General features: G+C 63.2%; 22 protein-coding genes. 9 read left to right on the top strand and 13 right to left on the bottom strand.

The features are described 5' to 3' along the window. Positions 1 to 23: 23 nt before the first annotated feature. Positions 24 to 1,208, top strand: coding sequence for an acetylornithine transaminase (locus GCT13_RS04980; protein WP_152755623.1), 1,185 nt, complete (start codon positions 24 to 26; stop codon positions 1,206 to 1,208). Then, entirely contained in the window at positions 1,205 to 1,657 is a 453-nt protein-coding gene (locus GCT13_RS04975; protein ID WP_321574191.1) for a GNAT family acetyltransferase, read from the top strand. The genes GCT13_RS04980 and GCT13_RS04975 overlap by 4 nt, the downstream gene beginning before the upstream one ends. 119 nt (positions 1,658 to 1,776) lie before the next feature. Here the strand turns inward: GCT13_RS04975 and GCT13_RS04970 are convergent, their stop codons facing one another. From GCT13_RS04970 to GCT13_RS04940, 7 genes are all read right to left on the bottom strand, one after another. Then, on the bottom strand, positions 1,777 to 2,493 hold the full coding sequence (locus GCT13_RS04970) for an ABC transporter ATP-binding protein (protein WP_152755622.1): 717 nt from the start codon (positions 2,491 to 2,493) through the stop codon (positions 1,777 to 1,779). Beyond that, positions 2,493 to 3,269 carry an ABC transporter ATP-binding protein gene (locus tag GCT13_RS04965; RefSeq protein ID WP_152755621.1) on the bottom strand — a complete coding sequence of 259 codons (777 nt, stop codon included), beginning with the start codon at positions 3,267 to 3,269 and terminating at the stop codon, positions 2,493 to 2,495. The genes GCT13_RS04970 and GCT13_RS04965 overlap by 1 nt, the downstream gene beginning before the upstream one ends. A 21-nt stretch (positions 3,270 to 3,290) precedes the next feature. Continuing rightward, positions 3,291 to 4,460, bottom strand: a complete 1,170-nt coding sequence (locus GCT13_RS04960; RefSeq protein WP_152755620.1) for an ABC transporter permease subunit — start codon at positions 4,458 to 4,460, stop codon at positions 3,291 to 3,293. A 26-nt stretch (positions 4,461 to 4,486) separates the two neighbouring features. Beyond that, on the bottom strand, positions 4,487 to 5,437 hold the full coding sequence (locus GCT13_RS04955; protein ID WP_087733808.1) for a branched-chain amino acid ABC transporter permease: 951 nt from the start codon (positions 5,435 to 5,437) through the stop codon (positions 4,487 to 4,489). Positions 5,438 to 5,664: 227 nt separating this feature from the next. Next, entirely contained in the window at positions 5,665 to 6,864 is a 1,200-nt protein-coding gene (locus tag GCT13_RS04950) for a branched-chain amino acid ABC transporter substrate-binding protein (RefSeq protein WP_152755619.1), read from the bottom strand. A gap of 539 nt (positions 6,865 to 7,403) precedes the next feature. Continuing rightward, a complete protein-coding gene (gene ispH / locus GCT13_RS04945) occupies positions 7,404 to 8,363 on the bottom strand; it encodes a 4-hydroxy-3-methylbut-2-enyl diphosphate reductase (RefSeq protein WP_152755618.1) in 960 nt (319 codons plus the stop codon). 2 nt (positions 8,364 to 8,365) lie between these two features. Beyond that, entirely contained in the window at positions 8,366 to 8,821 is a 456-nt protein-coding gene (locus tag GCT13_RS04940; RefSeq protein ID WP_152755617.1) for an FKBP-type peptidyl-prolyl cis-trans isomerase, read from the bottom strand. Between the two features lie 177 nt (positions 8,822 to 8,998). Between GCT13_RS04940 and radC the strand changes: the two genes are divergently transcribed. The 4 genes from radC (at position 8,999) to nadB (ending at position 12,302) form a co-directional block, all read left to right on the top strand. Next, positions 8,999 to 9,775, top strand: coding sequence for a RadC family protein (radC, locus tag GCT13_RS04935; RefSeq protein WP_152755616.1), 777 nt, complete (start codon positions 8,999 to 9,001; stop codon positions 9,773 to 9,775). Positions 9,776 to 10,019: 244 nt separating this feature from the next. After that, positions 10,020 to 10,253, top strand: coding sequence for a 50S ribosomal protein L28 (rpmB, locus tag GCT13_RS04930; protein ID WP_004186391.1), 234 nt, complete (start codon positions 10,020 to 10,022; stop codon positions 10,251 to 10,253). Positions 10,254 to 10,263: 10 nt separating this feature from the next. Next, positions 10,264 to 10,431: a 50S ribosomal protein L33 gene (gene rpmG / locus GCT13_RS04925; RefSeq protein ID WP_087733803.1), complete on the top strand. Its 168-nt coding sequence runs from the start codon at positions 10,264 to 10,266 to the stop codon at positions 10,429 to 10,431. Positions 10,432 to 10,703: 272 nt separating this feature from the next. Next, positions 10,704 to 12,302 (top strand): L-aspartate oxidase, encoded by a 1,599-nt coding sequence (nadB, locus tag GCT13_RS04920; protein ID WP_152755615.1) that lies wholly within the window; start codon positions 10,704 to 10,706, stop codon positions 12,300 to 12,302. 99 nt (positions 12,303 to 12,401) lie between these two features. Here the strand turns inward: nadB and nadC are convergent, their stop codons facing one another. The 6 genes from nadC to purN form a co-directional block, all read right to left on the bottom strand. Continuing rightward, a complete protein-coding gene (nadC, locus tag GCT13_RS04915) occupies positions 12,402 to 13,304 on the bottom strand; it encodes a carboxylating nicotinate-nucleotide diphosphorylase (RefSeq protein WP_152755614.1) in 903 nt (300 codons plus the stop codon). After that, positions 13,304 to 14,434, bottom strand: a complete 1,131-nt coding sequence (gene nadA, locus GCT13_RS04910; RefSeq protein ID WP_152755613.1) for a quinolinate synthase NadA — start codon at positions 14,432 to 14,434, stop codon at positions 13,304 to 13,306. The genes nadC and nadA overlap by 1 nt, the downstream gene beginning before the upstream one ends. 129 nt (positions 14,435 to 14,563) lie before the next feature. Continuing rightward, a complete protein-coding gene (locus GCT13_RS04905) occupies positions 14,564 to 15,760 on the bottom strand; it encodes a DesA family fatty acid desaturase (RefSeq protein WP_152755612.1) in 1,197 nt (398 codons plus the stop codon). Positions 15,761 to 15,967: 207 nt separating this feature from the next. After that, positions 15,968 to 17,326 (bottom strand): mechanosensitive ion channel family protein, encoded by a 1,359-nt coding sequence (locus tag GCT13_RS04900; RefSeq protein ID WP_152755611.1) that lies wholly within the window; start codon positions 17,324 to 17,326, stop codon positions 15,968 to 15,970. Between the two features lie 79 nt (positions 17,327 to 17,405). Beyond that, the gene (locus GCT13_RS04895) at positions 17,406 to 18,665 is read right to left on the bottom strand and encodes an RsmB/NOP family class I SAM-dependent RNA methyltransferase (protein WP_152755610.1); all 1,260 of its coding nucleotides are present in this window, start codon (positions 18,663 to 18,665) and stop codon (positions 17,406 to 17,408) included. After that, complete coding sequence (purN, locus tag GCT13_RS04890; protein WP_152755609.1) at positions 18,662 to 19,327, bottom strand: phosphoribosylglycinamide formyltransferase; 666 nt, start codon at positions 19,325 to 19,327, stop codon at positions 18,662 to 18,664. Before purN ends, GCT13_RS04895 begins: the two co-directional genes overlap by 4 nt. 119 nt (positions 19,328 to 19,446) lie before the next feature. Between purN and GCT13_RS04885 the strand changes: the two genes are divergently transcribed. The 3 genes from GCT13_RS04885 to lspA all read left to right on the top strand — a co-directional run bounded on the left by GCT13_RS04885 (position 19,447) and on the right by lspA (position 23,991). Next, a complete protein-coding gene (locus tag GCT13_RS04885) occupies positions 19,447 to 20,439 on the top strand; it encodes a bifunctional riboflavin kinase/FAD synthetase (protein WP_321574190.1) in 993 nt (330 codons plus the stop codon). Positions 20,440 to 20,653: 214 nt separating this feature from the next. Continuing rightward, positions 20,654 to 23,491 (top strand): isoleucine--tRNA ligase, encoded by a 2,838-nt coding sequence (gene ileS / locus GCT13_RS04880; protein WP_152755608.1) that lies wholly within the window; start codon positions 20,654 to 20,656, stop codon positions 23,489 to 23,491. Further along, positions 23,491 to 23,991 (top strand): signal peptidase II, encoded by a 501-nt coding sequence (gene lspA, locus GCT13_RS04875; protein ID WP_152755607.1) that lies wholly within the window; start codon positions 23,491 to 23,493, stop codon positions 23,989 to 23,991. The genes ileS and lspA overlap by 1 nt, the downstream gene beginning before the upstream one ends. Positions 23,992 to 24,066: the final 75 nt, after the last annotated feature.

Here is a 24,066-nt window from a genome sequence, read left to right as displayed (position 1 = left end):
CTGTTTGCCTGGAGCCTGTAGCCATGAACTTCAATGAGTACCCGATCGATTCGCTGATGTACATCACGAACCGGCCCGAAATCGTTTTCACACACGGCAAAGGCTCGTGGCTCTACGACAACAACGGCAAGCGATATCTGGACTTCATCCAGGGCTGGGCGGTGAACAGCCTCGGCCATTGCAACGAAGGCATGATCGAAGCGCTCACGCACCAGGCGCGCACGCTGATCAACCCGTCGCCTGCGTTCTACAACGAGCCGATGGCGAAGCTCGCCAGCCTGCTCACGCAGCACAGCTGTTTCGACAAAGTGTTCTTCACGAACAGCGGCGCCGAAGCGAACGAAGGCGCGATCAAGCTCGCGCGCAAATGGGGCAAGAAGTTCAAGAACGGCGCGTATGAAATCATCACCTTCGATCACAGCTTCCACGGCCGCACGCTCGCGACGATGTCGGCGAGCGGCAAGCCGGGCTGGGACACGATCTTCGCACCGCAGGTGCCGGGCTTCCCGAAAGCGGATCTGAACGACATCGCGTCCGTCGAGAAGCTCATCGGAGACAAGACGGTCGCCGTGATGCTCGAACCGATCCAGGGCGAAGGCGGCGTGATTCCCGCAACGCGCGAATTCATGCAGCAGCTGCGCGAGCTGACGAGGAAGCACAACCTGCTCCTCATCGTCGATGAAGTGCAAAGCGGTTGCGGCCGCGCGGGGACGCTGTTCGCGTACGAGCTGTCGGGTATCGAGCCCGACGTGATGACGCTTGCGAAGGGCATCGGCGGCGGCGTGCCGCTCGGCGCGCTGCTGTGCAAGAAGGAAGTCGAAGTGTTCGAAGCGGGCGAACAGGGGGGCACGTACAACGGCAATCCGCTGATGACGGCAGTCGGCTATTCGGTGATCTCGCAACTGACGGCGCCCGGCTTCCTCGATGGCGTGAAGGCACGCGGCGAATATCTGCGCGCGAAGCTGCTCGAGCTGTCGAAAGAGCGCGGCTTTGCGGGCGAGCGCGGCGAAGGCATGTTGCGCGCGCTGCTGCTCGGCAAGGACATCGGCAACCAGATCGTCGAGAAGGCGCGCCTGATGCAGCCGGACGGCCTGCTGCTCAACGCCGCGCGTCCGAATCTGCTGCGCTTCATGCCCGCGCTCAACGTGACGACAGAAGAGATCGACCAGATGATGTCGATGCTGCGCTCGATCCTGGACACGCTGTGACGGCTGCTTCGTCACTGTCGATCCGCTGCTTCGACGCGGCCGACACCGAAGCCGTCGTCGCGCTGTGGCTCGACGCGTTCCCGGAGTACAAGGACGCGAGCAAGCCGCAGCGCAATCCGCATCTGTCGATCGCAAACAAGCTCGCAACACAGCCCGAGCTGTTCTTTGTCGCGGTGAAGGATGCGTGCATCGTCGGTACGGTGATGGCCGGTTACGACGGGCATCGCGGCTGGCTGTACTCGCTCGCGGTCGATCCGACGCAATGGCGCAAGGGCATCGGCACGCGGCTTGTGCGGCACGCGGAAGCGGCGTTGACGGCGCGCGGCTGCCCGAAGGTCAATCTTCAGGTACTGAGCGCGAAGGCCGACGTGCGTGCTTTCTACGAGTCGCTCGGCTATCACGCCGATGAGGTCATCAGCCTCGGCAAGCGGCTGGGCGCGTTGGCTTGAGCGGTTGCGTCGCCGCGCGCTGAATCGCTGAAAACACAAAGGCCGCATGCCTGACGCATGCGGCCTTTGTTTATTGCGCGTTGCCGGTCGTGAGAACCGGCACTTGAGCTTGCGGAGCTTTACTCGCCCAGGTACGCTGCACGCACCTTCGGATCGTCGAGCATCTGCTTTGCGTCACCCGACATCGTGACCGTGCCCGAATCCATCACGTAGCCACGGTCCGCTGCCTGCAGCGCGAGACGCGCGTTCTGCTCGACCAGCATCACCGTGATGCCTTCCTTCGAGATCTCGCGCACTACTTCGAAGATCTTCTCGACCATGATCGGCGACAGGCCCATCGACGGCTCGTCGAGCAACAGCAGCTTCGGCTTCGAGATGACGGCACGCGCCATCGCCAGCATCTGCTGTTCGCCGCCCGAGAGCGTGCCCGCCAGCTGCGTCGCGCGTTCCTTCAGGCGCGGGAAGAAGCCGAACATGCGCTCGACGTCCTTCTTGATGCCATCCGTATCGTTGCGCAGATAAGCGCCCATCTGCATGTTCTCGACGATCGACATGCGCGCGAAGATGCCCCGGCCTTCCGGCACCATCGCGAGACCGCGCTTGAGCAACTCGTGCGGCGGCACGCCCTTGATCGACTGGCCCATGTATTCGATGTCGCCGGCCGAGTAAGGCTTGAGGCCCGTGATCGCTTTCATCGTCGTCGTCTTGCCCGCGCCGTTCGCGCCGATCAGCGTGACGAGTTCGCCCTGCGCGATCTCCAGGTCGACACCCTTGACGGCCTGAATGCCGCCGTAGTTGACCTGCAGGCCCTTGATTTTCAACATTGCCGTAGCCATCAGTGGACCCCCGCACCCAGATAAGCCTCGATCACCTTCGGGTCCTTCTGCACGTCATGCGGCAGACCTTCGGCGATCACCTTGCCATAGTCGAGCACTGTCATCCGATTGCACAGGCCCATCACCAGTTTCACGTCGTGCTCGATCAGCAGGATCGTCTTGCCGTCCGCGCGGATCTTGTCGAGCAGCTTCGTCAGTTCGACCTTTTCCGTTGCGTTCATGCCGGCAGCCGGTTCGTCGAGCGCGAGCAGCTTCGGATCGGTCGCCAGTGCGCGCGCGATTTCCAGACGGCGCTGGTGGCCGTACGACAGGTTGCGCGATGTGTAGTCCGCGTATTGCAGCACGCCGACGTATTCGAGTAGTTCCAGCGCGCGTTCCTTGATCTCGCGCTCTTCCTGACGTTCAGCGGGCGTCTGGAACACTGCACCCAGCAGGCCGTGCTTCGTGCGCACGTGACGGCCGACCATCACGTTTTCCAGCGCGGTCATGCCGCCGAACAGACGGATGTTCTGGAACGTGCGCGCGATGCCCGCCTTCGCCACCTGATACACGGCCGTCGGCGTGTACGCCGTGCCGTCGAGCCTGAACTCGCCCGAGTCCGGGGTGTAGAGGCCCGTAATCACGTTGAAGAACGTGGTCTTGCCGGCGCCGTTCGGGCCGATCAGACCGTAAATCGTGCCTTCCTCGATTTCGAGGCCGACATCCGACAGCGCCTGCAGACCGCCGAAGCGCTTGTTCACGCCCTTCACGGACAGACGGATTTGTTTGTCGCTCATGTGTCTATCTCCACTTGTCCGTTACGCGCGCACCGGCTTCTTGCCGCTGCGCTTCGCCAGTTTCGCGATCTTGTCCTCATGCTTCGGCGACGGCCACAGGCCTTCCGAGCGGTACAGCATGATCAGCACCATCGCGAGTGCGTAGACGAGCTGACGGATCACTTCCGTATCGACGATCTCATGACCGAAAATCATGTTTTGCAGCGGGCCCATCGTCGAGCGCAGGAATTCCGGCAGCACGGCGAGCAGCACGGCGCCGAGAATCACGCCAGGGATGTGGCCCATGCCGCCCAGCACGACGCACGCGAGCACGACGATCGACTCCGGCAGCGTGAACGATTCCGGCGACACGAAGCCCTGGAACATACCGAACATCGCACCCGACAGGCCGCCGAACGACGCGCCCATCGCGAACGCGAGCAGCTTCACGTCGCGGGTGTTGATGCCCATCGCCTTCGCGGCGATTTCGTCTTCGCGGATCGCCGCCCATGCACGACCGATGCGCGAATGCTGCAGGCGCGTACACACCCAGATCACCAGCAGCGCGCACAGCACGAACACGTAGTAGTACGAGTACACCGACGGGAACTGGAAGCCGAACAGCGAGTGCGTCTGCGAGAGGCTGAAGTCGCCGACGTGGATCGGATCGATGCCCGTAACGCCCTTCGGGCCGTTCGTGATGTTCGCCGGGCGGTCGAGGTTGTTCAGGAAGATCCGGACGATTTCCCCGAAGCCCAACGTCACGATCGCCAGGTAGTCGCCGCGCAGACGCAGCGTCGGTGCGCCGAGAATCACGCCGAAGAACGCAGCAATCGCCATCGCGATCGGCACGATGATCCAGAACGGCGTGTGCAGGCCGCCCGGCGCGAGATGCGCGATCCATTCGAACTGCGACGACAGGTGCGGCGAGCTCAGCAGTGCTGCCGTATAAGCGCCCACTGCATAGAACGCGATGTAGCCCAGGTCCAGCAGGCCGGCGAAGCCGACCACCACGTTCAGGCCCAGCGCGAGCATCACGTACAGCATCGCGAAGTCGAGCACGCGGACCCAGTAGTTGCCGCCTGCCGTGCCAATGATCATCGGCGCGGCGATCACGAACACGGCGGTGAGGATGCCCACCGTCAGCGTCTTCGTCATGTTGCGTTCAGGGACGAGCGTCGTGGACGGCTCGATCGGTTGAATTGAGGTCATTGTGTTTACTCCTTTTCCCTGCGCCGTCAGGCACGATCCGCAACACGTTCGCCGAGCAGGCCCGACGGACGGAACACCAGCACGATGATCAGCACGATGAACGCGAACACGTCCTGATAGTTACTGCCGAACACGCCACCCGTCAGATTGCCGATGTAGCCCGCGCCCAGCTGTTCGATCAGGCCGAGAATCACGCCGCCGACCATCGCGCCGCCCAGGTTGCCGATACCGCCGAGCACGGCCGCCGTGAACGCCTTCAGGCCGGGGATGAAGCCCATGTAGAAGTGCGCGTTGCCGTATTCCGATGCGATCATCACGCCCGCCAGCGCAGCAAGCGCCGAGCCGATCATGAAGGTCGCCGAGATCACGAAGTTCGGGTTCACGCCCATCAGCGAGGCGACGCCCGGGTTCTCGGCGATCGCGCGCATCGCGCGACCGAGCTTCGTCTTGTGCACGAGCAGCAGGAGGCCCGCCATCACGAGGAACGCCACGACGATGATCACGATTTCAGTCATCGAGATCACGGCGCCCGGCGTCGTGTCCGTGGCCTTGATCACGTTGAGGGGATCGGTCGGCAGAAGCTGCGGGAACGGCAGCGGGTTGCGCGACCAGATCATCATCGCCAGCGTTTGCAGCAGGATCGACACGCCGATTGCGGTGATCAGCGGGGCGAGACGCGGCGCTTTACGCAGCGGCCGGTACGCGACGCGCTCGATCGTATAGCCCACCACCGCGCACACCACGGCGGCAATGGCCAGCGCGATGCACAGCGTCGGCACGTTGCCGAGACCCGGGAAGTGGTTCTGCAACACACCGATGCAGGACAGGGCAACCATCGCCCCCACCATCAGGATGTCGCCGTGCGCGAAGTTGATGATGCCGAGAATGCCGTACACCATCGTATAGCCGAGTGCAATGATGGCGTAGACACTGCCAAGCACCAGCCCGTTGAGAACCTGCTGGATGAAAATATCCATTTAATGCTCCTTAGCCCGTGCGACTGGATTCGCGCTCTTCATCTGCCGGTTGGCGCTGATGCTTTGCGGAATCGCAACGGCACTGCGGGTACTGATATAAAAGACCGGTAAGGGTTATCTCCATCGAGCGTTCGTGGTCGCTGGGTTGCAGCGGCCGTCGCACTCGACGCGGATGCAAAAACGGCACCGTCGGATGGTCCGGTGCCGTCAGGCTGTACGTCCCGTCATTACATCTTCACGACATCGAGGACCGCTTTCTTGCCGTCCTTGAAGTCGTAAAGCGTAATAGCGCCTTCTTTCAAATCGCCCTTGTTGTCGAATGCGATGTGGCCGATGACACCTGTGTAGTCAGTCGACGGCATCGCAGCGAGCACCTTGGGCGGCTCGATCGAATTGGCGCGCTTCATTGCATCGACGATCACGTACACAGCGTCATACGTGAACGGCGCGTAAATCTGCACCGGCGTGTGGAAGCGTGCGTCGTACTTCTTTTCGAAGTCCGCTCCCCTGTCCATCTTCGAAAGCGCAAGACCTGCTTCCGAACATACGAGGTTCTGAACGGCACTACCCGCCAGCTCCCCTACCTTGTCGGTGCACACGCCGTCGCCGCCAAGGATTTTTGCCCTGATTCCGAGCGCGGCTGCCTGTTTTGTGAACGGCCCGCCCGTTGCATCCATGCCGCCGAACATGATGGCGTCCGGCTGAGCACTTTTGATCTTGGTGAGAATGGCCCGGAAATCCGTGGCCCGGTCATTGGTCGCCTCGCGCGCGACGATCTTCGCGCCGCCCGCCTCGGCCGTCTTCGCGAATTCGTCAGCAAGACCCTTGCCATAGGCAGTCGCATCGTCGACGACAGCGATCCGTTTCGCGCCGAGTGACTTCGTCGCGTAGTTCGCCAGCGCCGGACCTTGCTGCGCATCGGTTGCCACGACCCGGAAGGTCGTCTTGAAACCCTGCTGCGTATAGGCCGGATTCGTCGAGGACGGCGAGATCTGCACGATGCCTGCGTCGCTATAGATTTTCGATGCGGGAATCGAGACGCCCGAGTTCAGATGCCCGACGACGGCGACAACATGGTCGTCGACCAGCTTCTGCGCGACTTGCGTGCCCGTTTTCGGGTCGCCTGCGTCGTCCTGAGCGTCGAGTTGAAGCTGGATCTTGCGGCCGTCGATGGTCAGTCCCTGCGCGTTGATCTCCTCGATAGCGAGACGCGCTCCGTTTTCATTGTCCTTTCCCAGATGCGCAATGCCGCCCGTCAACGGGGCCGCATGACCGATCCTCACGACAGTCGCTTCGCTTGCAGGCGCCGACGCTGCCACTGCAGCCGATGCACCCGTGCCTGCCTCGCCATCGTTTTTTTTGCTGCACGCGGTCAACATCGCAACCGCGACCGCGATGGACACGGCACAAGCAAACTTGACTCGCATTAAATAGGTCTCCTGCGCCTTGCAAAATCTGGCGTTCCGAGGCGCTGAAGCCTTGAGAACGCGCGCATTGTAACTCCAATTATGCGACGGGCAATATTGTTGAATGCGCAGGGTTTTCCTGCATTGCAACCGCTTTTTGGGATCTCTAGCGCTCTAAGGTTGCAACCAGGTTGCGCCAGATTTTCGTGCACCAGTTGCACCATGAATGACGCTCCGCAACATCAGTTGTTGCATGGACGGCGCTGTGAGCCCCATCGAACGGACTTCGTTACAAGGCGGCCTTGCGGCGAATCGCGCATCCGGAAATGCACCGAACCTGTGCGACCGATTTGTCGGCTGATCGTTCGTCTGATGTAAAACGGGGCGCGATCAGCTGTCTCTGGCCAAAATACGCCCCGAAAATCAAAAAGAATGTGCGCGCCGACACCGTGCATTTCGCATTTTTCTACGATGTGGCACCGTTTCTTGGTCGATTTCCGGCTCTTGCCGATACAAAAAAAGCGCGCCCACGGCGCGCTTTTTCGAGTGGGGTCGGTTCGTCAGGCCGGCAAACCGAGGCCGCGCGGCAGCGGAAAAGCGATGTTTTCCTCGATGCCTTCGAGCGCGCGCACGCTGCGCACGCCGAGTTCGCGCAGACGGCCAATCACGGCCTGCGCCAGCGCTTCCGGCGCGGATGCACCCGCCGTCACGCCAATGCGGCGCTTATCTGCAACCCAGGCGGGATCGATCTGATCGGGCGAGTCCACCATATAGGACGGGACGCCGAGTTTCTCGGCGAGTTCGCGCAGCCGGTTGGAATTCGAACTGTTCGGGCTGCCGACCACGATCACGACGTCGCATTGCGGCGCCATGAACTTGACGGCGTCCTGGCGGTTTTGCGTCGCGTAGCAGATGTCCTGCTTCTTCGGCTCCTTGATGTTCGGATACTTCGCCTTCAACGCGGCGATGATCTGCGCGGCATCGTCGACGGACAGCGTGGTTTGCGTCACGTAGGCGATACGCTGCGGATCGGCGAGCCGCAGCGCCTGCACGTCCTCGATGTCTTCGACGAGATACATGCCTTCGCCCGTCTGCCCCATCGTGCCTTCGACTTCCGGATGGCCCTTGTGGCCGATCATCACGATGTCGAAGCCTTCCGCGCGCATCTTCGCGACTTCGATGTGCACCTTCGTGACGAGCGGACACGTCGCGTCGTACACGCGGAGCCCGCGCTGCTCGGCTTCGGCGCGCACCGCCTTCGATACGCCGTGCGCGCTGAAGATCACCGTGCTGCCCGCGGGCACTTCTTCGAGCTGTTCGATGAAAATCGCGCCCTTCTTGCGCAGATCTTCGACGACATATGCGTTATGAACGATTTCGTGGCGCACGTAGATCGGCGAACCGTACAGCTTGATGGCGCGTTCGACGATCTCGATCGCCCGGTCGACGCCGGCGCAAAATCCGCGCGGTTGCGCAAGCAGGATTTCAGCTTCGGCGAGAGTCGTGTCCGTGATGCTCATGTTTACAGGATCCCGATGATTTTTACTTCGAACGTCAGCGCCTGGCCGGCGAGCGGATGGTTGAAATCGAAGAGAGCCGAGGTTTCGCCGACTTCCTTGAGCACGCCGGCGTAGCGGCCGCCACCCGGTGCATTGAATTCGACGAGATCTCCGGGAGAAAAATCCTCCCCAATCATGCTGTTTTCACGCAGCGTGGCTAGCGATACGCGCTGGATCATTTCAGGATTGCGCGGACCGAATGCCTGGCCCGGCTCTAGCTGAAAGGTCGAGTGGTGCCCCGCCCTCAGGCCCAGCAAAATGTCTTCCAGCGGCTGAGCCAGTTGGCCGGCGCCCAGCAGCAGCGTGGCTGGCTTGTCGTTGAAGGTGCTGACGATCTCGGCGCCATCGGCGAGCGAAAGCCGGTAGTGAAGCGTGACGTGCGAACCGGGTTTCACTTCGGAGATGTCGATGATGCTCATGCGGTACTCATTCAGTCGTGGCGCGCGGCGCAGAGCGCGGCGGCAGGGGTCGCGCGCATGGCAGGCCGTCGGGCGCCGTGCGCAAAGGCACTATTGTAAGCCACATATCCCGAGCCGGCTGGAACGCCGCTGCGCGGCGCGTCGTCGCCGCTCCACTGAATCAGGAAGGACCTTGCCATGAACGATCCGATAGTCATCCCGCTCAACGAAGCGGAGAAAACCTCCGTTCGCCGCTCCGCGCCCTTGCCGGCGCCCGTTTCGGCGTCCGTGCCGATGTCCGTGTCTGCACCCGTATGGCCGCTGCGCGACATGCCGCGCGAACGGCTGCTCGATGCCGGCGCGGCGGCGCTGTCCGATACCGAACTGGTCGCGCTCGTGCTGGGCTCCGGGCTGCCCGGACATAATGTCTTCGACGTCGCACGCTCGCTGCTACAGCGCCTTGGCTCGCTGCGCGCAATGCTCGACGCGACGCCCGAGGATTTCAACGGCGTGCGCGGCGTCGGCCCCGCCAAGCGGGCGCAGTTGCTGGCCATCATGGAGCTGGCGCGGCGCGCGCTCGTCGAAAAGATGCGCGAGCGCCCATTGATCGACTCCCCGGAAGCGGTCGAAGACTATTTGCGGCTGCTGATCGGCTCGCGGCCTTATGAGGTGTTCATTTGCCTCTTTCTGGACACACGCCACCGGCTGATCCGCTCGGAGGAGAATTCGCGCGGCTCGCTCACCCGCATGGCAGTGTATCCGCGCGAAATCGTACGGCGGGCGCTGTCGGTGAATGCGGCAAGCCTGATCGTCGCGCATAATCACCCGTCTGGCGCCGTCAAGCCAAGCGCCAGCGACCGGCAGCTCACGCGCGTACTGCGCGACACCTTGGCGCTCATCGATGTGCAACTGATCGACCATCTGGTGATCGGCGCGAACGACACGTTCTCGTTTGCCCGCGCAGGCTGGCCGTGACCCGTGGAACGCACGCACAAAGCGCAGATACCGTTGCGCGGCCGCCAGCCACCTCCAAATAAGGTTTGATTTTGCGGCTCTTTTTCTGCTAGACTCTCGGTTTGCCTCTTTCCAACCCTGTTCCGAAGCCACCAAGGCCTTTCCGGAAAGCAAGTGATTGAAGTCGGCTACGGCTCGGTCCTCTGGTTTTCCCGGGAAACTTCACGGCGTTCGAACTCAGAATTAGCGTATTAGGAGTGCTCTCATGGCACGCGTATGCCAAGTAACTGGGAAAGCGCCGATGAGCGGCAACAACGTTTCCCACGCGAACAACAAGACCAAGCGTCGTTTTCTCCCGAATCTGCAAAATCGCCGTTTCTGGGTTGAAAGCGAAAACCGTTGGGTGCGCCTGCGCGTTTCGAACGCCGGCCTGCGCCTGATCGACAAGAACGGTATCGACTCGGTGCTCGCAGATCTGCGCGCACGTGGCGAAGCCTAAGGAGTAAATCATGGCCAAAGGCGCACGCGACAAGATCAAGCTGGAATCGACCGCTGGTACGGGTCACTTCTACACGACCACGAAGAACAAGCGCAACATGCCGGAAAAGATGGAGATCAAGAAGTTCGATCCCGTCGTTCGCAAGCATGTGGCGTACAAGGAAACGAAGATCAAGTAATCGTGTTTCCAGCCTGTTGACGACGAAAAGCCCCGTTCCATGCGGGGCTTTTTGTTTTTGGGCGCTTCCCTTTCCTGCCTTCTGACACCGTTTGCCACTCTTTCCCGCCGGCGTCGCCGACGGACCGCATCCCTTCCGCCCCGCGCAATAGACTTCGCCATTCGGCCAGCTTTCCCTCGACGGCTGCAACGCGTATGCTCTTCGATTTCCCAATCGAATGGCTGCGGCGGCGTTCGCCGCACCAGCCACGCAATACGACGGAGAGAGAGGAGATGAATTTCGATGTAGCGATTGTCGGCAGTGGGCTCGCCGGTTTGACCGTCGCGCTCAATCTTGCGCAGACGCGTCGCGTCGCCGTGGTCGCCAAACGTTCGCTGACGGACGGCGCGAGCGACTGGGCGCAAGGCGGTATCGCGGCCGTGCTCGATTCGGCGGACAGCACGGAGAATCACGTCGACGACACGCTGATCGCCGGCGGCGGATTGTGCGACGAAGCGGCGACGCGCTTTATCGTCGAACATGGGCGCGAGGCGATCCAGTGGCTGATCGACCAGGGCGTGCCGTTCACGAAAGACGACGCCGCCGAGCTCGGCTTTCATTTGACGCGCGAAGGCGGCCACAGCCATCGCCGCATCATTCACGCGGCGGACGCCACGGGCCATGCCGTCGTCGCGACGCTGAGCGAGCGCGTGCGGCATCATCCGAACATCACGCTGCTCGAAGATCACTACGCGATCGATCTGATCACCTCGGACCGTCTCGGCCTGCCGGGACGCCGCTGCCACGGCCTCTACGCGCTCGATCTGGCCAGCGGCCGCACGGTCACGATCGAGGCGCCGCACACCGTGCTCGCGACGGGCGGCGCCGGCAAGGTCTATCTCTACACAACGAATCCCGACACCGCAACGGGCGATGGCATCGCGATGGCATGGCGAGCCGGTTGCCGCGTGTCGAACATGGAGTTCATCCAGTTTCATCCGACGTGCCTGTTCCACCCGTACGCCAAGTCATTTCTGATTACGGAAGCCGTGCGGGGCGAAGGCGGCATCCTCAAGCTGCCCGACGGCACGCGTTTCATGCCGGCCCACGACGAGCGCGCCGAGCTGGCGCCGCGCGATATCGTCGCGCGCGCGATCGACTTCGAGATCAAGAAGCGCGGCATCGACTGCGTGTATCTCGACATCAGCCACCAGCCGGCTGAATTCCTGCGTGAGCATTTTCCGACGATTCTCGCGCGGTGCCTGGAATTTGGCATCGACATTACGAAAGAGCCGATTCCCGTCGTGCCGGCGGCTCATTACACCTGCGGCGGCGTCGTGACGGATCTCGCCGGGCGCACGGATCTGACGGGACTCTATGCCGTCGGCGAGACGTCGTGCACCGGCTTGCACGGCGCGAACCGGCTCGCGAGCAATTCGCTGCTCGAGTGTCTCGTGATCGGCCGGTCGGCCGCGCAGGCGATCGAGGAAGAAGGCTTCGGCGCGGCCGTGCACGCTCCGCTGCCCGATTGGGACGAGAGCCGCGTCTCCGATCCCGATGAGGAGGTGGTCGTCGCGCACAACTGGGACGAGTTGCGCCGCCTGATGTGGAATTACGTCGGCATCGTGCGCACGGACAAGCGCCTTGCGCGCGCGCGGCACCGGGTTGCGCTGCTGCGCGACGAGATCCACGAGTACTACGCGAACTTCAAGGTGAGCCGCGATCTGCTCGAACTGCGTAACCTGGTCGACGTGGCTTCGCTGATCGTCGATAGCGCGCGCTCGCGGCGGGAAAGCCGTGGGCTGCATTACAGCCGAGACTGGCCGAACTCGTTGCCCAAGGCGCTGCCGACCGTGCTGTCCCCCGAGCGCGTGCCGAATCGGAACGTGTAGTAGCGCTTTTCCTGCTGACCACTGTTGATCCGTAAAGCGAAAAGGCCATCGCCCGTAAATCGGGTGATGGCCTTTTGCTTTCCGGCGCCGGTTATGCGGTCACACGATGCGCATCGAAAAGTCGGTCGCGCGCACGTCCTTTGTCAGCGAGCCGACGGAGATGCGGTCGACACCCGTCTCCGCGAACTGTCGGATCGTATCGAAGTTCACGCCACCCGATACTTCGAGCACCGCGCGGCCGGCCGTGATACGCACGGCTTCGCGCATCATGTCGAGCGAGAAGTTGTCGAGAAGGATCGACTGCGCGCCATGCGCGAGCGCCGACTCCAGCTGTTCAAGCGTTTCGACTTCGATCTGGATCGGGACGCCCGCGTTCAGCGCGAGGGCCGCGTTCATCGCCGCGCCGACGCCGCCCGCCGCCGCGATGTGGTTCTCCTTGATCAGAATGCCGTCGTAGAGCGCGAGCCGCTGGTTCGCGCCGCCGCCTACACGCACCGCATACTTTTGCGCGAGACGCAGCCCCGGCAGCGTCTTGCGCGTATCGAGCACGCGTGCGCGCGTATGTGCGATCGCATCGGCGAACTTGCGCGTCGCGCTCGCGACACCCGACAGCATCTGCAGGAAATTAAGTCCGTTGCGCTCGGCCGTGAGCAGCGAACGAGCCGGCCCGCACAACGTGCATACGACGGAATCCGTCGCCATGAGGTCGCCTTCGCGATAACGCCATTGCACATCGATGCGCGGATCGACACGGCGCATCACTTCGTTGAACCACGGCACGCCGCACAACACCGCCTCTTCGCGCACGACGATGCGCGCGTCGCGCGTCTCGTCGGCGGGAACGAGCAGGCCCGTCAGATCGCCTGCGCCGATGTCCTCGGCAAGCGTATCGCTGACATTGCGCGCGATCGCCGCATCGAGTGCCTCGCCGTACTGCGCGCGGATTTCCGCGAAAAGCGGCGACACCGCGTCCCTCAACTCCATCGTTTCATTCGCTCCCATCAAGCCGCTCCGACATTCGAGAACAGCGCCGTATCGCGCGCGAGATCGCCGCTTGCCTGCACGCGCTTCTTGTGACGCGCAGCGAAATCGAGCATCCGGTCGATCGGCAGACGCGCGCGCTCGCGAATCACAGGATCGACGAAGATTTCGTTGTGGCCGCGCTCAAGCACCTCGGCGAGATTGCGCAAGCCGTTCATCGCCATCCACGGACAATGCGCGCAACTCTTGCACGTCGCGCTGTTGCCCGCCGTGGGCGCTTCGATAAAGGTCTTGCCGGGCGCGGCGAGGCGCATCTTGTGCAGGATGCCCAGGTCGGTCGCGACGATGAAGTGCGTCGCGTCGCTGTTCTTCGCGGCGTCGATCAGTTGCGTGGTCGAACCCACGACATCCGCCTGCGCCACGACGCTTTCCGGCGACTCCGGATGCACGAGCACTTTCGCGTGCGGATACTCGGCGCGCACCAGATCGAGTTCGACGCCCTTGAATTCGTCGTGCACGAGACACGAGCCTTGCCACAACAGCATGTCGGCGCCTGTCTTCTTCTGAATGTAGGCGCCGAGGTGCCGGTCCGGCGCCCAGATGATCTTTTCGCCGCGCGCATGCAGATCTGCGACGATTTCCAGCCCAATCGACGAGGTCACCATCCAGTCGGCGCGCGCCTTGACCGCAGCACTCGTGTTCGCATAGACGACGACCGTGCGGTCCGGATGCGCATCGCAGAATGCAGAAAATTCGTTGACAGGACAGCCGAGATCGAGCGAGCACGTTGCATCCAGATCGGGCATCAGAATGCGCTTGCCTGGACTAAGAATCTTTGCGGTCTCGCCCATGAAACGCACGCCCGCGACGACCAGCGTTTGTGCATCGTGATCGCGTCCGAAACGCGCCATTTCCAGCGAATCGGCCACGCAGCCACCCGTTTCGTCCGCTAGCTCCTGCAACTCCGCATCGACGTAGTAGTGCGCGACGAGCACCGCTTTCTCACGCTTGAGCAATCCGCGAATACGTTCCTTCAACGCGAGCCGCTCCTGCGCCGAAGGCGTCTCGGGCACCTTCGCCCAGGCCTGGCCGACGCTGCAGGCCGCACCTTGCGGACGGTCGTACTCGACGCTCCTGATCGCCTGATTCATGATCTCCTCTGCCCTGCTGATTCCGCCGCCGAAAGCCTTCAGTGGCCTGATTCCGGCGGCCCAAAAAGCAAAACCCCGCCAACGCGGGGTTTTGTGACGTAACGAAAGTTTAATAGATTTCGTCGGGGATCATGCGTAGCGACGCAGGCGCATCGCAAATTCCTGCAGGGCCTTGATGCCGCTTTGTTCAGCACGATGGCACCAATCCTGCAATTGCACCAGCAGTTGTTCGCGCGACGCGTTCGAACGCTCCCACATCGCCGACAGTTCGTTGCGCAGCTCGATGTAAGTGCGCAATTTCTGGCTGTTCGCGAAAATCTGCGGAAGCTGACGGCGCTGCGGCTCGTCCAGACCCGCTTCTTCCTTGTGGAACCACGTGCGGGCACCGCGCATCAGCTGATATTTCTCGCGCGCGCCCATTTCCTTCAGGTGCGCGAGTTCCTGGCGGTACGCGCGCTTGATCGCCTTCGCATAACGCGCCATCACTTCGTAGCGGTTCGCGAGCACGGCCTGCAGCGTGTCCTGGTCGAGCACGAGCTTGCCGGTCGTCAGACGCGGCGTCGGCGCGAGCTTCTTCACCTTGGCAAGACGGAACGCCGACATGATGCGGATGTACATCCAGCCGATATCGAACTCGTACCACTTGTTCGACAGCTTGGCCGACGTCGCATACGTGTGGTGATTGTTGTGCAGCTCTTCGCCACCGATGATGATGCCCCACGGGAACAGATTCGTGCTCGCATCTGCCGAGTTGAAGTTGCGATAGCCCCAGAAGTGTCCGAGGCCGTTCACAACGCCAGCCGCCCAGAACGGAATCCAGATCATCTGCACGGCCCACACGGTCAGACCGACGATGCCGAACAGCGCCACGTCGATCACCATCATCAGGCTCACGCCGAGGATAGGGTACTTCGTGTAGACGTTGCGCTCGAGCCAGTCGTTCGGCGTGCCGTGGCTGAACTTGCGCATCGTCTCTTCATTCTTCGCTTCCGCGCGATACAGCTCGGCGCCTTCGAGCAGCACCTTCCAGATGCCGCGCGTCTGCGGGCTGTGCGGATCGTCTTCGGTTTCGCACTTTGCGTGGTGCTTGCGGTGAATCGCGGCCCACTGGCCCGTCAGCATGCCTGTGGTCATCCACAGCCAGAAGCGGAAAAAGTGGCTCGCCATGGGGTGCAGGTCCAGCGCGCGGTGCGCCTGGCAGCGGTGCAGATAGACAGTGACGCCGATGATCGTCACGTGCGTGACGGCGAGCGTCCACAACGCGATTTGCCACCACGAAAAACGCAGCGCGCCGTGCGCCAGAAAATCAAGCAGGGAATTCAGCAAGGCCATTTACCTGGGAATGGAAGACATGCGCGGAAGGATACAACGGCGAATGTCAAGAAAGTGAAAGCAAGCAGATTGTTTTGGACGATATTTTACGCGAACCGTTCCAAGTGTCTGTAACAAAAAAGAAAATTGTTGTGTTGCATCAACCGGGCGTTTCCCGATATTGGTCTGGAAACGTCCGGTTGCTGTCCGCCGAAGCGCGTCTCAGGCCGCGCTGCCGGGTTCGTTGGCCGCGCGCCCGGCAGTCATTGTGAGTGCCTGCGGCATGATGTCGCTCGTCCCGGCGACGATGCGCACGTCGCGCTGCGCATAGGGAATCGAGATGCCGTTTTCCGTGAAGAGCCGCCAGATATTGCGGTTCACGTTCGAACGCACGCTGGCCGTGCCCGTGGCCGCGTCTTCGATCCAGTAGCCGAGTTCCAGATTGATGCCGTCCGGGCCGAAGCCTGCGAGCAAGGGCGTCGGCTTCGGTTCCTGCAGCACGCGCTCGACGCCGTTCGCGGCCTCGACCAGCAGCGTCATCGCCTTTTCGACATCCGTCGAATACGCCACCTGCACGGTCGCCTTCGCGTTGCCGCGCGTCAGATACGACGACTGGTTCTGCACGACGTCGGTGATCAGCTTTTCGTTCGGAATCAGCGTTTCGATGCCGTCGAGCCCTCGCACCACCGTGTAGCGCGTGCGGATCTGCGTAACCATGCCTTGCAGGCCGCTCACGTTGATCGTGTCGCCGATGCGCAGCGACCGGTCGATCAGGATGATGAAGCCCGACACGTAGTTGCTCGCGATCTTCTGCAACCCGAACCCGAGGCCGACGCCGAGCGCCCCGCCGAACACGCCGAGCACCGTTACGTCGATCCCGACCAGCGACAGGCTGATCAGCACCGCAGCGAGGATCAGCAGCGCGCGTCCGACGCGCGACAGCACCACTTTCAGGTTCGCGTCGAGCGAACGCGAACGCATCAGCTTGTCTTCGAGCGCCGCGCCGAGCCACATCGCGACGATCATCGTCACGCACACCCACAGCAGCCCCGACAGCAGCGAGAGCAGCGTCAGATGGGTATTGGCGATGCGAAACTGCACGCTCGCCATCCACTTCAGCACGTCGCGCTGGATGCCCGTCACCGTCAGCACCATGCCGACCCACACCATCAGCGACACGAGCTTTTCGACCAGCGACAGCCATGTATGCGTGCTGCCGTCGCGTCCGAACACGCGCCGCGCGAGGTAGAACACGATGTAGATCAGTCCGATGCCGAAGAGCGGCACCATCGCGAGTTCGAGCAGCGACGTATGGATGAACTGGCCTGCAATCGCCTGCGAGATCCAGACGAGAATGCCGCCGAGCAGCGGAAACAGCGCGCGATTGAGCGCCTCCGCGCCGAAGCGCAGCGCGCCATGACGAGTTTCGCGCTGCGCATCGAGCGCGCGGCGCGCGACACGCGCGAGCACCCACGCAAGCGCCAGCGTGCCCAACAGCACGCCGAGCTGCCACAGAATGACAGACTGGCCGAAGTCGCGCACGACATCGCCCAGCGTGTGGAACAAGAGATGGTTTTGCATGATGTTTCCTGCAGCCGGCGCAGCGCCGATGCGTGCGCCGGCGGGACCGCGTCAGCCCCGGCCGGTCGCGCGGCCGGCCTTACCCGCGGCGCTCCAGCACGGCGGCGAAGAAGCCATCCGTCGAATGACGGTGCGGCCACAGCGAAAGGAAGTCGTCCATTTCCAGATTGATACGCTGCTCGGCGAGCACGTCGCGCGCGGGCACCAGCTCGAAATCGGGATGATCGGCGAGAAACTGCTGCACGACGCCCTCGTTTTCCGCTTCGAGAATGCTGCACGTCGCATAGACCAGCCGCCCGCCCTTCTTCACGAGACGCGCTGCGCTCGTCAGGATCGACAGCTGCTTCGGCGTCAGCTCGGCGATCGATTCCGGCGACTGGCGCCATTTCAGATCGGGATTTCGGCGCAGCGTGCCGAGGCCACTGCACGGCGCGTCGACCAGCACGCGGTCGATCTTGCCCGCAAGGCGCTTGATCTTCGCGTCGTGCTCACTGTCGATCAGCACCGGATTCACGTTCGACAGGCCGCTGCGCGCAAGGCGCGGCTTGAGCTTGGCAAGGCGGCGGTCGGAAATGTCGAATGCATAGAGACGGCCTGTCGAGCGCATCATCGCGCCGAGCGCCAGCGTCTTGCCGCCCGCTCCCGCGCAGAAGTCGACGACCATCTCGCCGCGCTTGGGCGCCACGAGCGTGCACAGCAGCTGGCTGCCCTCGTCCTGCACTTCGAGCCAGCCGTTCTGGAACGCGTCGAGCTTCGACAGCGGCGGCTTGCCGACCACGCGCACGCCAAGCGGCGCATAGGGCGTCGCGCCCGCCTCGATGCCCGCCTTCGACAGCGCGTCCAGCACTTCATCGCGGCTCGCCTTGATCGGATTCGCACGCAGATCCAGCGGCGCCGGATAGTTCAGCGCGGCGGCCAGATGCGCGAGCTCCTCACCTTCGAACCGCGTGCCGAGAGCCTGGAAGATCCAGTCCGGCAGATTCAGACGCGTGCGCAGCGGCAAGCTTTGCGGATCGACCTTCGACACATGCTCGAGCCACGCGCCTTCCGCGTCGGAGACGAACGGCTTCAGCGCCGTGCGGCCCGCCGTCTGCATCAGTCCGAGCAGCGCGAGCCGCCGGTTAGGACTGCCGGTTCCGCTTTCCGCCAGATGCGCGAATTCCATCCGCCGGCGCAGCACCGCAAACACCGCTTCCGCGATCACGCCGCGCTCGCCGTGCCCGAGCTTCGGATGCGCGCGGAAAAACCGGCTGGTCGCCGCGTCCGCGGGCCCAGTGAACTTAAGGACGTCCGCGAGCAGCGTCTCAGTTTGTCCGATCAGAAATCCATGTAGTCTCATGCAGCCTCCCCGGCAGCGTTCTGGCTTGCTGTTTCAACGAAGAGCCATTGAGGCTCGGGCGGCGTCACCGTAACGCGCAGGCCGTCGAGCGCGATGCGCCCTTCGACGAACCAGCGCACCGCGCGCGGATAGATCACGTGCTCGGTTTCGAGCACGCGCGCGGCGAGCGTCGCGGCGTCGTCGCCGGCAAGCACGGGCACAGCCGATTGCACGACGATCGGCCCATGATCCAGCTGCGAGGTGACAAAATGAACCGAGGCGCCGTGCAGCCGCACGCCGGCGTCGAGCGCCTGCTGATGCGTCTTGAGGCCCGGAAAGCTCGGCAGGAGCGATGGATGCACGTTCAGCATGCGTCCCACATAACGATCGACGAAACCGTTCGTCAGCACACGCATGAAGCCGGCGAGCACGACGAGATCGGGTTCGAAACTGTCGATTTCGCGCGCGAGCGCTGCATCGAAGGTTTCGCGGTCGGGAAACTGGCGGTGGTCGACGACCACCGTCGCAATGCCTTGCGACGCCGCGAACGCAAGCCCGGCGGCGTCTGGACGGTTGGCAATCACGGCGGCAATTCGCGCCGGCCAGCCTTCGTTCGCGCAGGCGCGTACGATGGCTTCCATGTTGCTGCCCCGTCCGGAAATCAGGATGACGAGATTTTTCATCCGCGGATTTTATCATTCGGCAACCGCCAATCCGCGCAGCGGCGCCGTCTGTGGTCCTGTGCGTTTATAATCGATTGTTTTGCGGCATCTGGCCCGCTCAAATCCCATCGCCCGCTATTGTGAGAGTCTTTCGCGGTCTTCCCAATGCTGAGAGCCGTGCGCCGTGCGCGCTGACCATCGGCAATTTCGACGGTGTCCACCGCGGGCATCAGGCATTGCTCGCCCGTGTCCGCGCCGCCGCCGACGCGCGCGGTCTGCCCGTCTGCGTGATGACCTTCGAGCCGCACCCGCGCGAGTTCTTCAATCCCGCGAGCGCGCCGCCGCGCATCGCGATGCTGCGCGACAAGCTCGAAGCGCTGCGCATGAACGGCGTCGACCGCGTGGTCGTCGAGCATTTCAATCACACGTTCGCGAGCCAGTCGCCGGATGCTTTCGTCGAAAGGATCATCGTCAACGGCTTGCACGCGCGCTGGGTGATGATCGGCGACGACTTCCGCTACGGCGCGAAGCGTGCCGGCGATTTCGCGTCGCTGAAGGCGGCGGGCGAGCAGTACGGCTTCGAAGTCGAGCAGATGGCGACCGTCGCCGACCCGTCCGGTGCGCGCATTTCGAGTTCCGGCGTGCGTGCGTCGCTGGTCTCGGGTGATCTCGACGCGGCGCGCGCCGCGCTCGGCCGCGACTATCTGATCAGCGGCCACGTCGTGCATGGACTGAAGCTCGGCCGCGATCTCGGTTTTCCCACGCTGAATCTGCCGATCGCGCACAAGCGTCCCGCGCTGTCGGGCATTTTCATCGTGCGCGTGCATGGCATCGAAGACGCGCCGCTGCCGGGCGTCGCGAGCCTCGGCCTGCGTCCGACCGTCGACGATTCCGGCCGCGTGCTGCTCGAAGTGCATCTGCTCGACTGGCACGGCGATGCGTACGGCAAGCTGGTGCGCGTCGAGTTTCTGAAGAAGCTGCGCGACGAGGAAAAATTCGTCGACCTCGAAACACTGACGGCGGCGATCGCGCGCGACGTCGCCAATGCCCGCGCGTGGTTCGCAGCGATCGGCGATGCGCCGGGCAGCCGTTCCACGGGTTTCGCCACATCGGCCACCGATCGAATTAGATGACCGACGCGGTACGTGCGCGACGCATCGCATGACGCACGTACCGTCCGCCGCGCATCGAGGGGCGCCGCGCAGCATGAAGCTTCGACAGCGGCATGCAATGCACCGGCCCCCGCGTCGTGCGCGACGCCGGGCGCATCGCAACGCGCCGCGTCCGGCACCACTCAGGCCTTTCGCGCATGCCGCGCGCTAACACCGTATTCACCGCTACGTCACCATGAGCAACAAGAAAGCCGATTCGAAACCGCAGGCCCGGTATCCCGTCAACCTGCTGGACACGCCCTTCCCGATGCGCGGCGACCTGCCGAAGCGCGAGCCGCAATGGGTCAAGGACTGGCAGGAAGGCAAGATCTACGAGAAGATCCGTTCCGCCTCCAGGGGGCGCAGGAAGTTCGTGCTGCACGACGGCCCGCCGTATGCGAACGGCGACATCCACCTCGGCCACGCGGTGAACAAGATCCTGAAGGACATGATCGTCAAGGCGCGCAACATGGCGGGCTTCGACGCAGTCTACGTGCCGGGCTGGGACTGCCACGGCATGCCGATCGAAATCCAGATCGAAAAGCAGTTCGGCAAGTCGCTGCCCGCCGCCGAAGTGATGCAGAAGGCGCGCGCCTACGCGACCGAGCAGATCGAGAAGCAGAAGGCCGGCTTCCGCCGCCTGGGCGTGCTCGGCGACTGGGACAATCCGTACAAGACGATGAACTTCGCAAACGAAGCCGGCGAAATCCGCGCGCTCGCGAAGATCATCGAAAAGGGCTACGTGTTCCGCGGCCTGAAGCCGGTGAACTGGTGCTTCGACTGCGGCTCGGCATTGGCGGAAGCGGAAGTCGAGTACAAGGACAAGACCGATCCGACCATCGACGTGCTGTTCCCGTTCGCCGAACCGGACAAGACGGCGCAGGCGTTCGGCCTCGCGTCGCTGCCGCGCGACGAAGGCGGCATCGTCATCTGGACGACGACGCCGTGGACGATCCCCGCCAACCAGGCGCTCAACGTGCACCCGGACATCACGTACGCACTCGTCGATACGCCGCGCGGCCTGCTGATCCTCGCCGAGGAACGCGTCGAGGCGTGCCTGAAGACGTACGGCTTCGAAGGCCGCGTGATCGCGACGGCGCCCGGCGCGAAGCTCGCGAATGTGCGCTTCACGCACCCGCTCGCGGCCGCGCACCCCGGCTACAAACGCACGTCGCCCGTGTACCTGGGCGAGTACGTGACGACGGAAACGGGCACGGGCATCGTGCACTCGTCGCCGGCGTATGGCGTCGAGGACTTTATTTCGTGCAAGACGCACGGCATGGCCGACTCGGACATCATCAACCCGGTGATGGGCGACGGCCGCTACATCGAATCGCTCGCGCTATTCGGCGGGCTATCGATCTGGGCCGCGAATCCGAAGATCGTCGAAGCGCTCGACGAAGCGGGCACGCTGCTGCGCACCGAAAAGTACGTGCACAGCTACATGCACTGCTGGCGCCACAAGACGCCGATCATCTACCGCGCGACGTCGCAGTGGTTCGCCGGCATGGACATCAAGCCGAACGACAGCGACAAGACGCTGCGTGAAACCGCGCTGGAAGGCATCGAAGCGACGGCGTTCTATCCGTCGTGGGGCAAGCAGCGCCTGTTCGCGATGATCGCGAACCGTCCCGACTGGACGCTGTCGCGCCAGCGCCAATGGGGCGTGCCGATGGCGTTCTTCGTGCACAAGGAAACGGGCGAGCTGCATCCGCGCACGCTGGAGCTGCTCGAAGAAGTCGCGAAGCGCGTGGAAGTGTCGGGCATCGAGGCGTGGCAGACGCTCGATCCGCGCGAGCTGATCGGCGACGACGCGAACATGTACGAAAAGAACCGCGACACGCTCGACGTGTGGTTCGATTCGGGCACGACGCACTGGCACGTGCTGCGCGGCTCGCACAAGGACGAGCTGCAATTCCCCGCCGACCTGTATCTCGAAGGCTCGGACCAGCATCGCGGCTGGTTCCACTCGTCGCTGCTGACGGCGTCGATGCTCGACGGCCGCCCGCCATACAACGCGCTGCTCACGCACGGCTTCACCGTCGACGGCGAAGGTCGCAAGATGTCGAAGTCGCTCGGCAACGGCATCGATCCGCACGAGGTCGCGAACCGGCTGGGCGCGGAAATCATCCGACTGTGGATCGCGTCGACCGATTACTCCGGCGAGCTTGCGATCTCCGAGGAAATCCTGAAGCGAGTGACGGAAAGCTATCGACGCATCCGCAACACGCTGCGCTTCCTGCTCGCGAACCTGTCGGACTTCGACTTCGAGAAGCACGCGCGGCCTGTCGGGGAGTGGCTCGAAATCGACCGTTACGCGGTTGCGCTGACGGCCAATCTGCAAGCCGACATCCTCTCGCACTACGACAGGTACGAGTTCCACCCGGTCGTCGCGAAGCTGCAGACGTTCTGCTCGGAAGACCTGGGCGGCTTCTATCTCGACGTGCTGAAGGACCGCCTGTACACGACGGCGCCCGATTCGAACGCACGCCGTTCGGCGCAAACCGCGCTGTATCACGTCGCGCAAGGCCTGCTGCGTCTGATGGCGCCGTTCTTGTCGTTCACTGCCGAAGAAGCGTGGAAGGTGTTCCAGCCGCAAAGCGAAACCATCTTCACCGAGACGTACCACGCGTATCCGGAAGTGCCGGATGCGTCCGCGCTGCTCGACAAGTGGACGCTGCTGCGCTCGGTGCGCAGCGACGTGACGAAGGCGCTGGAAGAAGCGCGCGTCGCGAACCAGATCGGCTCGTCGCTGCAGGCGGAAGTCGAAATCCGCGCGAGCGGCGCGCGTCACGATGCGCTCGCGAGCCTCGGCGCCGATCTGAAATTCGTGCTGATCACGTCGGGCGCGACGGTCGTGAAGGTGAACAGCGAAGCGGAAGAAGGTGTCGAGGTGATCACGTCGAAGTACCTGAAGTGCGAGCGCTGCTGGCACTACCGCAAGGACGTGGGCGAAGACGCCGAGCATCCGACGCTGTGCGGCCGCTGCATCAGCAATCTCTTCGGCAACGGCGAAGCGAGGAGCGCGGCATAATGTCCAGAACGCTGTCGAAATCGACGGGTGGTTCGCTCGCGCCGTGGCTGGGCGTCGCGGTCATCGTGATCCTGTTCGACCAGTTGACGAAGATCGCGGTGGCGAAGGTGTTTGCATATGGCTCGTCGCATGCGATCGCGCCGTTCTTCAACCTCGTGCTCGTCTACAATCGCGGCGCCGCGTTCAGCTTTCTCGCGATGGCGGGCGGCTGGCAGCGCTGGGCGTTCACCGCGCTGGGCGTCGGGGCGGCGTTGCTGATCTGCTATCTGCTCAAGCGCCACGGCACGCAGAAGCTGTTCTGCACGGCGCTCGCGCTGATCATGGGCGGCGCGATCGGCAACGTGATCGACCGTCTGCTGTACGGCCATGTGATCGACTTCCTCGACTTTCATGTCGGCACGTGGCACTGGCCGGCGTTCAATCTCGCGGACAGCGCGATCACGATCGGCGCGGCGCTGCTCGTGTTCGACGAACTGCGCCGCGTGCGCGGCGCGCGCTGAGCACGACGCTTGATTTGAACAACAACAGGCTGCGCGCGGCGCATGTCCGGCCGCATGCAGCGCGCGGGCCTTCGG

The organism is Paraburkholderia franconis (assembly GCF_009362735.1).
Taxonomy (GTDB): domain Bacteria; phylum Pseudomonadota; class Gammaproteobacteria; order Burkholderiales; family Burkholderiaceae; genus Paraburkholderia; species Paraburkholderia franconis.
Note: the sequence above shows the minus strand (reverse complement) of the source record. Positions and strands in the feature narration are given on the sequence as shown.

Bases quoted from the DNA above. Each gene is read 5' to 3' on its own strand.
- GCT13_RS04950 (WP_152755619.1), bottom strand. From the start codon at position 6,864: ATGCGAGTCAAGTTTGCTTGTGCCGTGTCCATCGCGGTCGCGGTTGCG.
- rpmB (WP_004186391.1), top strand. From the start codon at position 10,020: ATGGCACGCGTATGCCAAGTAACTGGGAAAGCGCCGATGAGCGGCAAC.
- nadA (WP_152755613.1), bottom strand. From the start codon at position 14,434: ATGAATCAGGCGATCAGGAGCGTCGAGTACGACCGTCCGCAAGGTGCG.
- nadC (WP_152755614.1), bottom strand. From the start codon at position 13,304: ATGGGAGCGAATGAAACGATGGAGTTGAGGGACGCGGTGTCGCCGCTT.
- GCT13_RS04970 (WP_152755622.1), bottom strand. From the start codon at position 2,493: ATGGCTACGGCAATGTTGAAAATCAAGGGCCTGCAGGTCAACTACGGC.
- GCT13_RS04940 (WP_152755617.1), bottom strand. From the start codon at position 8,821: ATGAGCATCATCGACATCTCCGAAGTGAAACCCGGTTCGCACGTCACG.
- ileS (WP_152755608.1), top strand. From the start codon at position 20,654: ATGAGCAACAAGAAAGCCGATTCGAAACCGCAGGCCCGGTATCCCGTC.
- GCT13_RS04980 (WP_152755623.1), top strand. From the start codon at position 24: ATGAACTTCAATGAGTACCCGATCGATTCGCTGATGTACATCACGAAC.
- ispH (WP_152755618.1), bottom strand. From the start codon at position 8,363: ATGAGCATCACGGACACGACTCTCGCCGAAGCTGAAATCCTGCTTGCG.
- GCT13_RS04895 (WP_152755610.1), bottom strand. From the start codon at position 18,665: ATGAGACTACATGGATTTCTGATCGGACAAACTGAGACGCTGCTCGCG.
- nadB (WP_152755615.1), top strand. From the start codon at position 10,704: ATGAATTTCGATGTAGCGATTGTCGGCAGTGGGCTCGCCGGTTTGACC.
- GCT13_RS04960 (WP_152755620.1), bottom strand. From the start codon at position 4,460: ATGACCTCAATTCAACCGATCGAGCCGTCCACGACGCTCGTCCCTGAA.
- radC (WP_152755616.1), top strand. From the start codon at position 8,999: ATGAACGATCCGATAGTCATCCCGCTCAACGAAGCGGAGAAAACCTCC.
- rpmG (WP_087733803.1), top strand. From the start codon at position 10,264: ATGGCCAAAGGCGCACGCGACAAGATCAAGCTGGAATCGACCGCTGGT.
- GCT13_RS04900 (WP_152755611.1), bottom strand. From the start codon at position 17,326: ATGCAAAACCATCTCTTGTTCCACACGCTGGGCGATGTCGTGCGCGAC.
- purN (WP_152755609.1), bottom strand. From the start codon at position 19,327: ATGAAAAATCTCGTCATCCTGATTTCCGGACGGGGCAGCAACATGGAA.
- GCT13_RS04955 (WP_087733808.1), bottom strand. From the start codon at position 5,437: ATGGATATTTTCATCCAGCAGGTTCTCAACGGGCTGGTGCTTGGCAGT.
- lspA (WP_152755607.1), top strand. From the start codon at position 23,491: ATGTCCAGAACGCTGTCGAAATCGACGGGTGGTTCGCTCGCGCCGTGG.
- GCT13_RS04965 (WP_152755621.1), bottom strand. From the start codon at position 3,269: ATGAGCGACAAACAAATCCGTCTGTCCGTGAAGGGCGTGAACAAGCGC.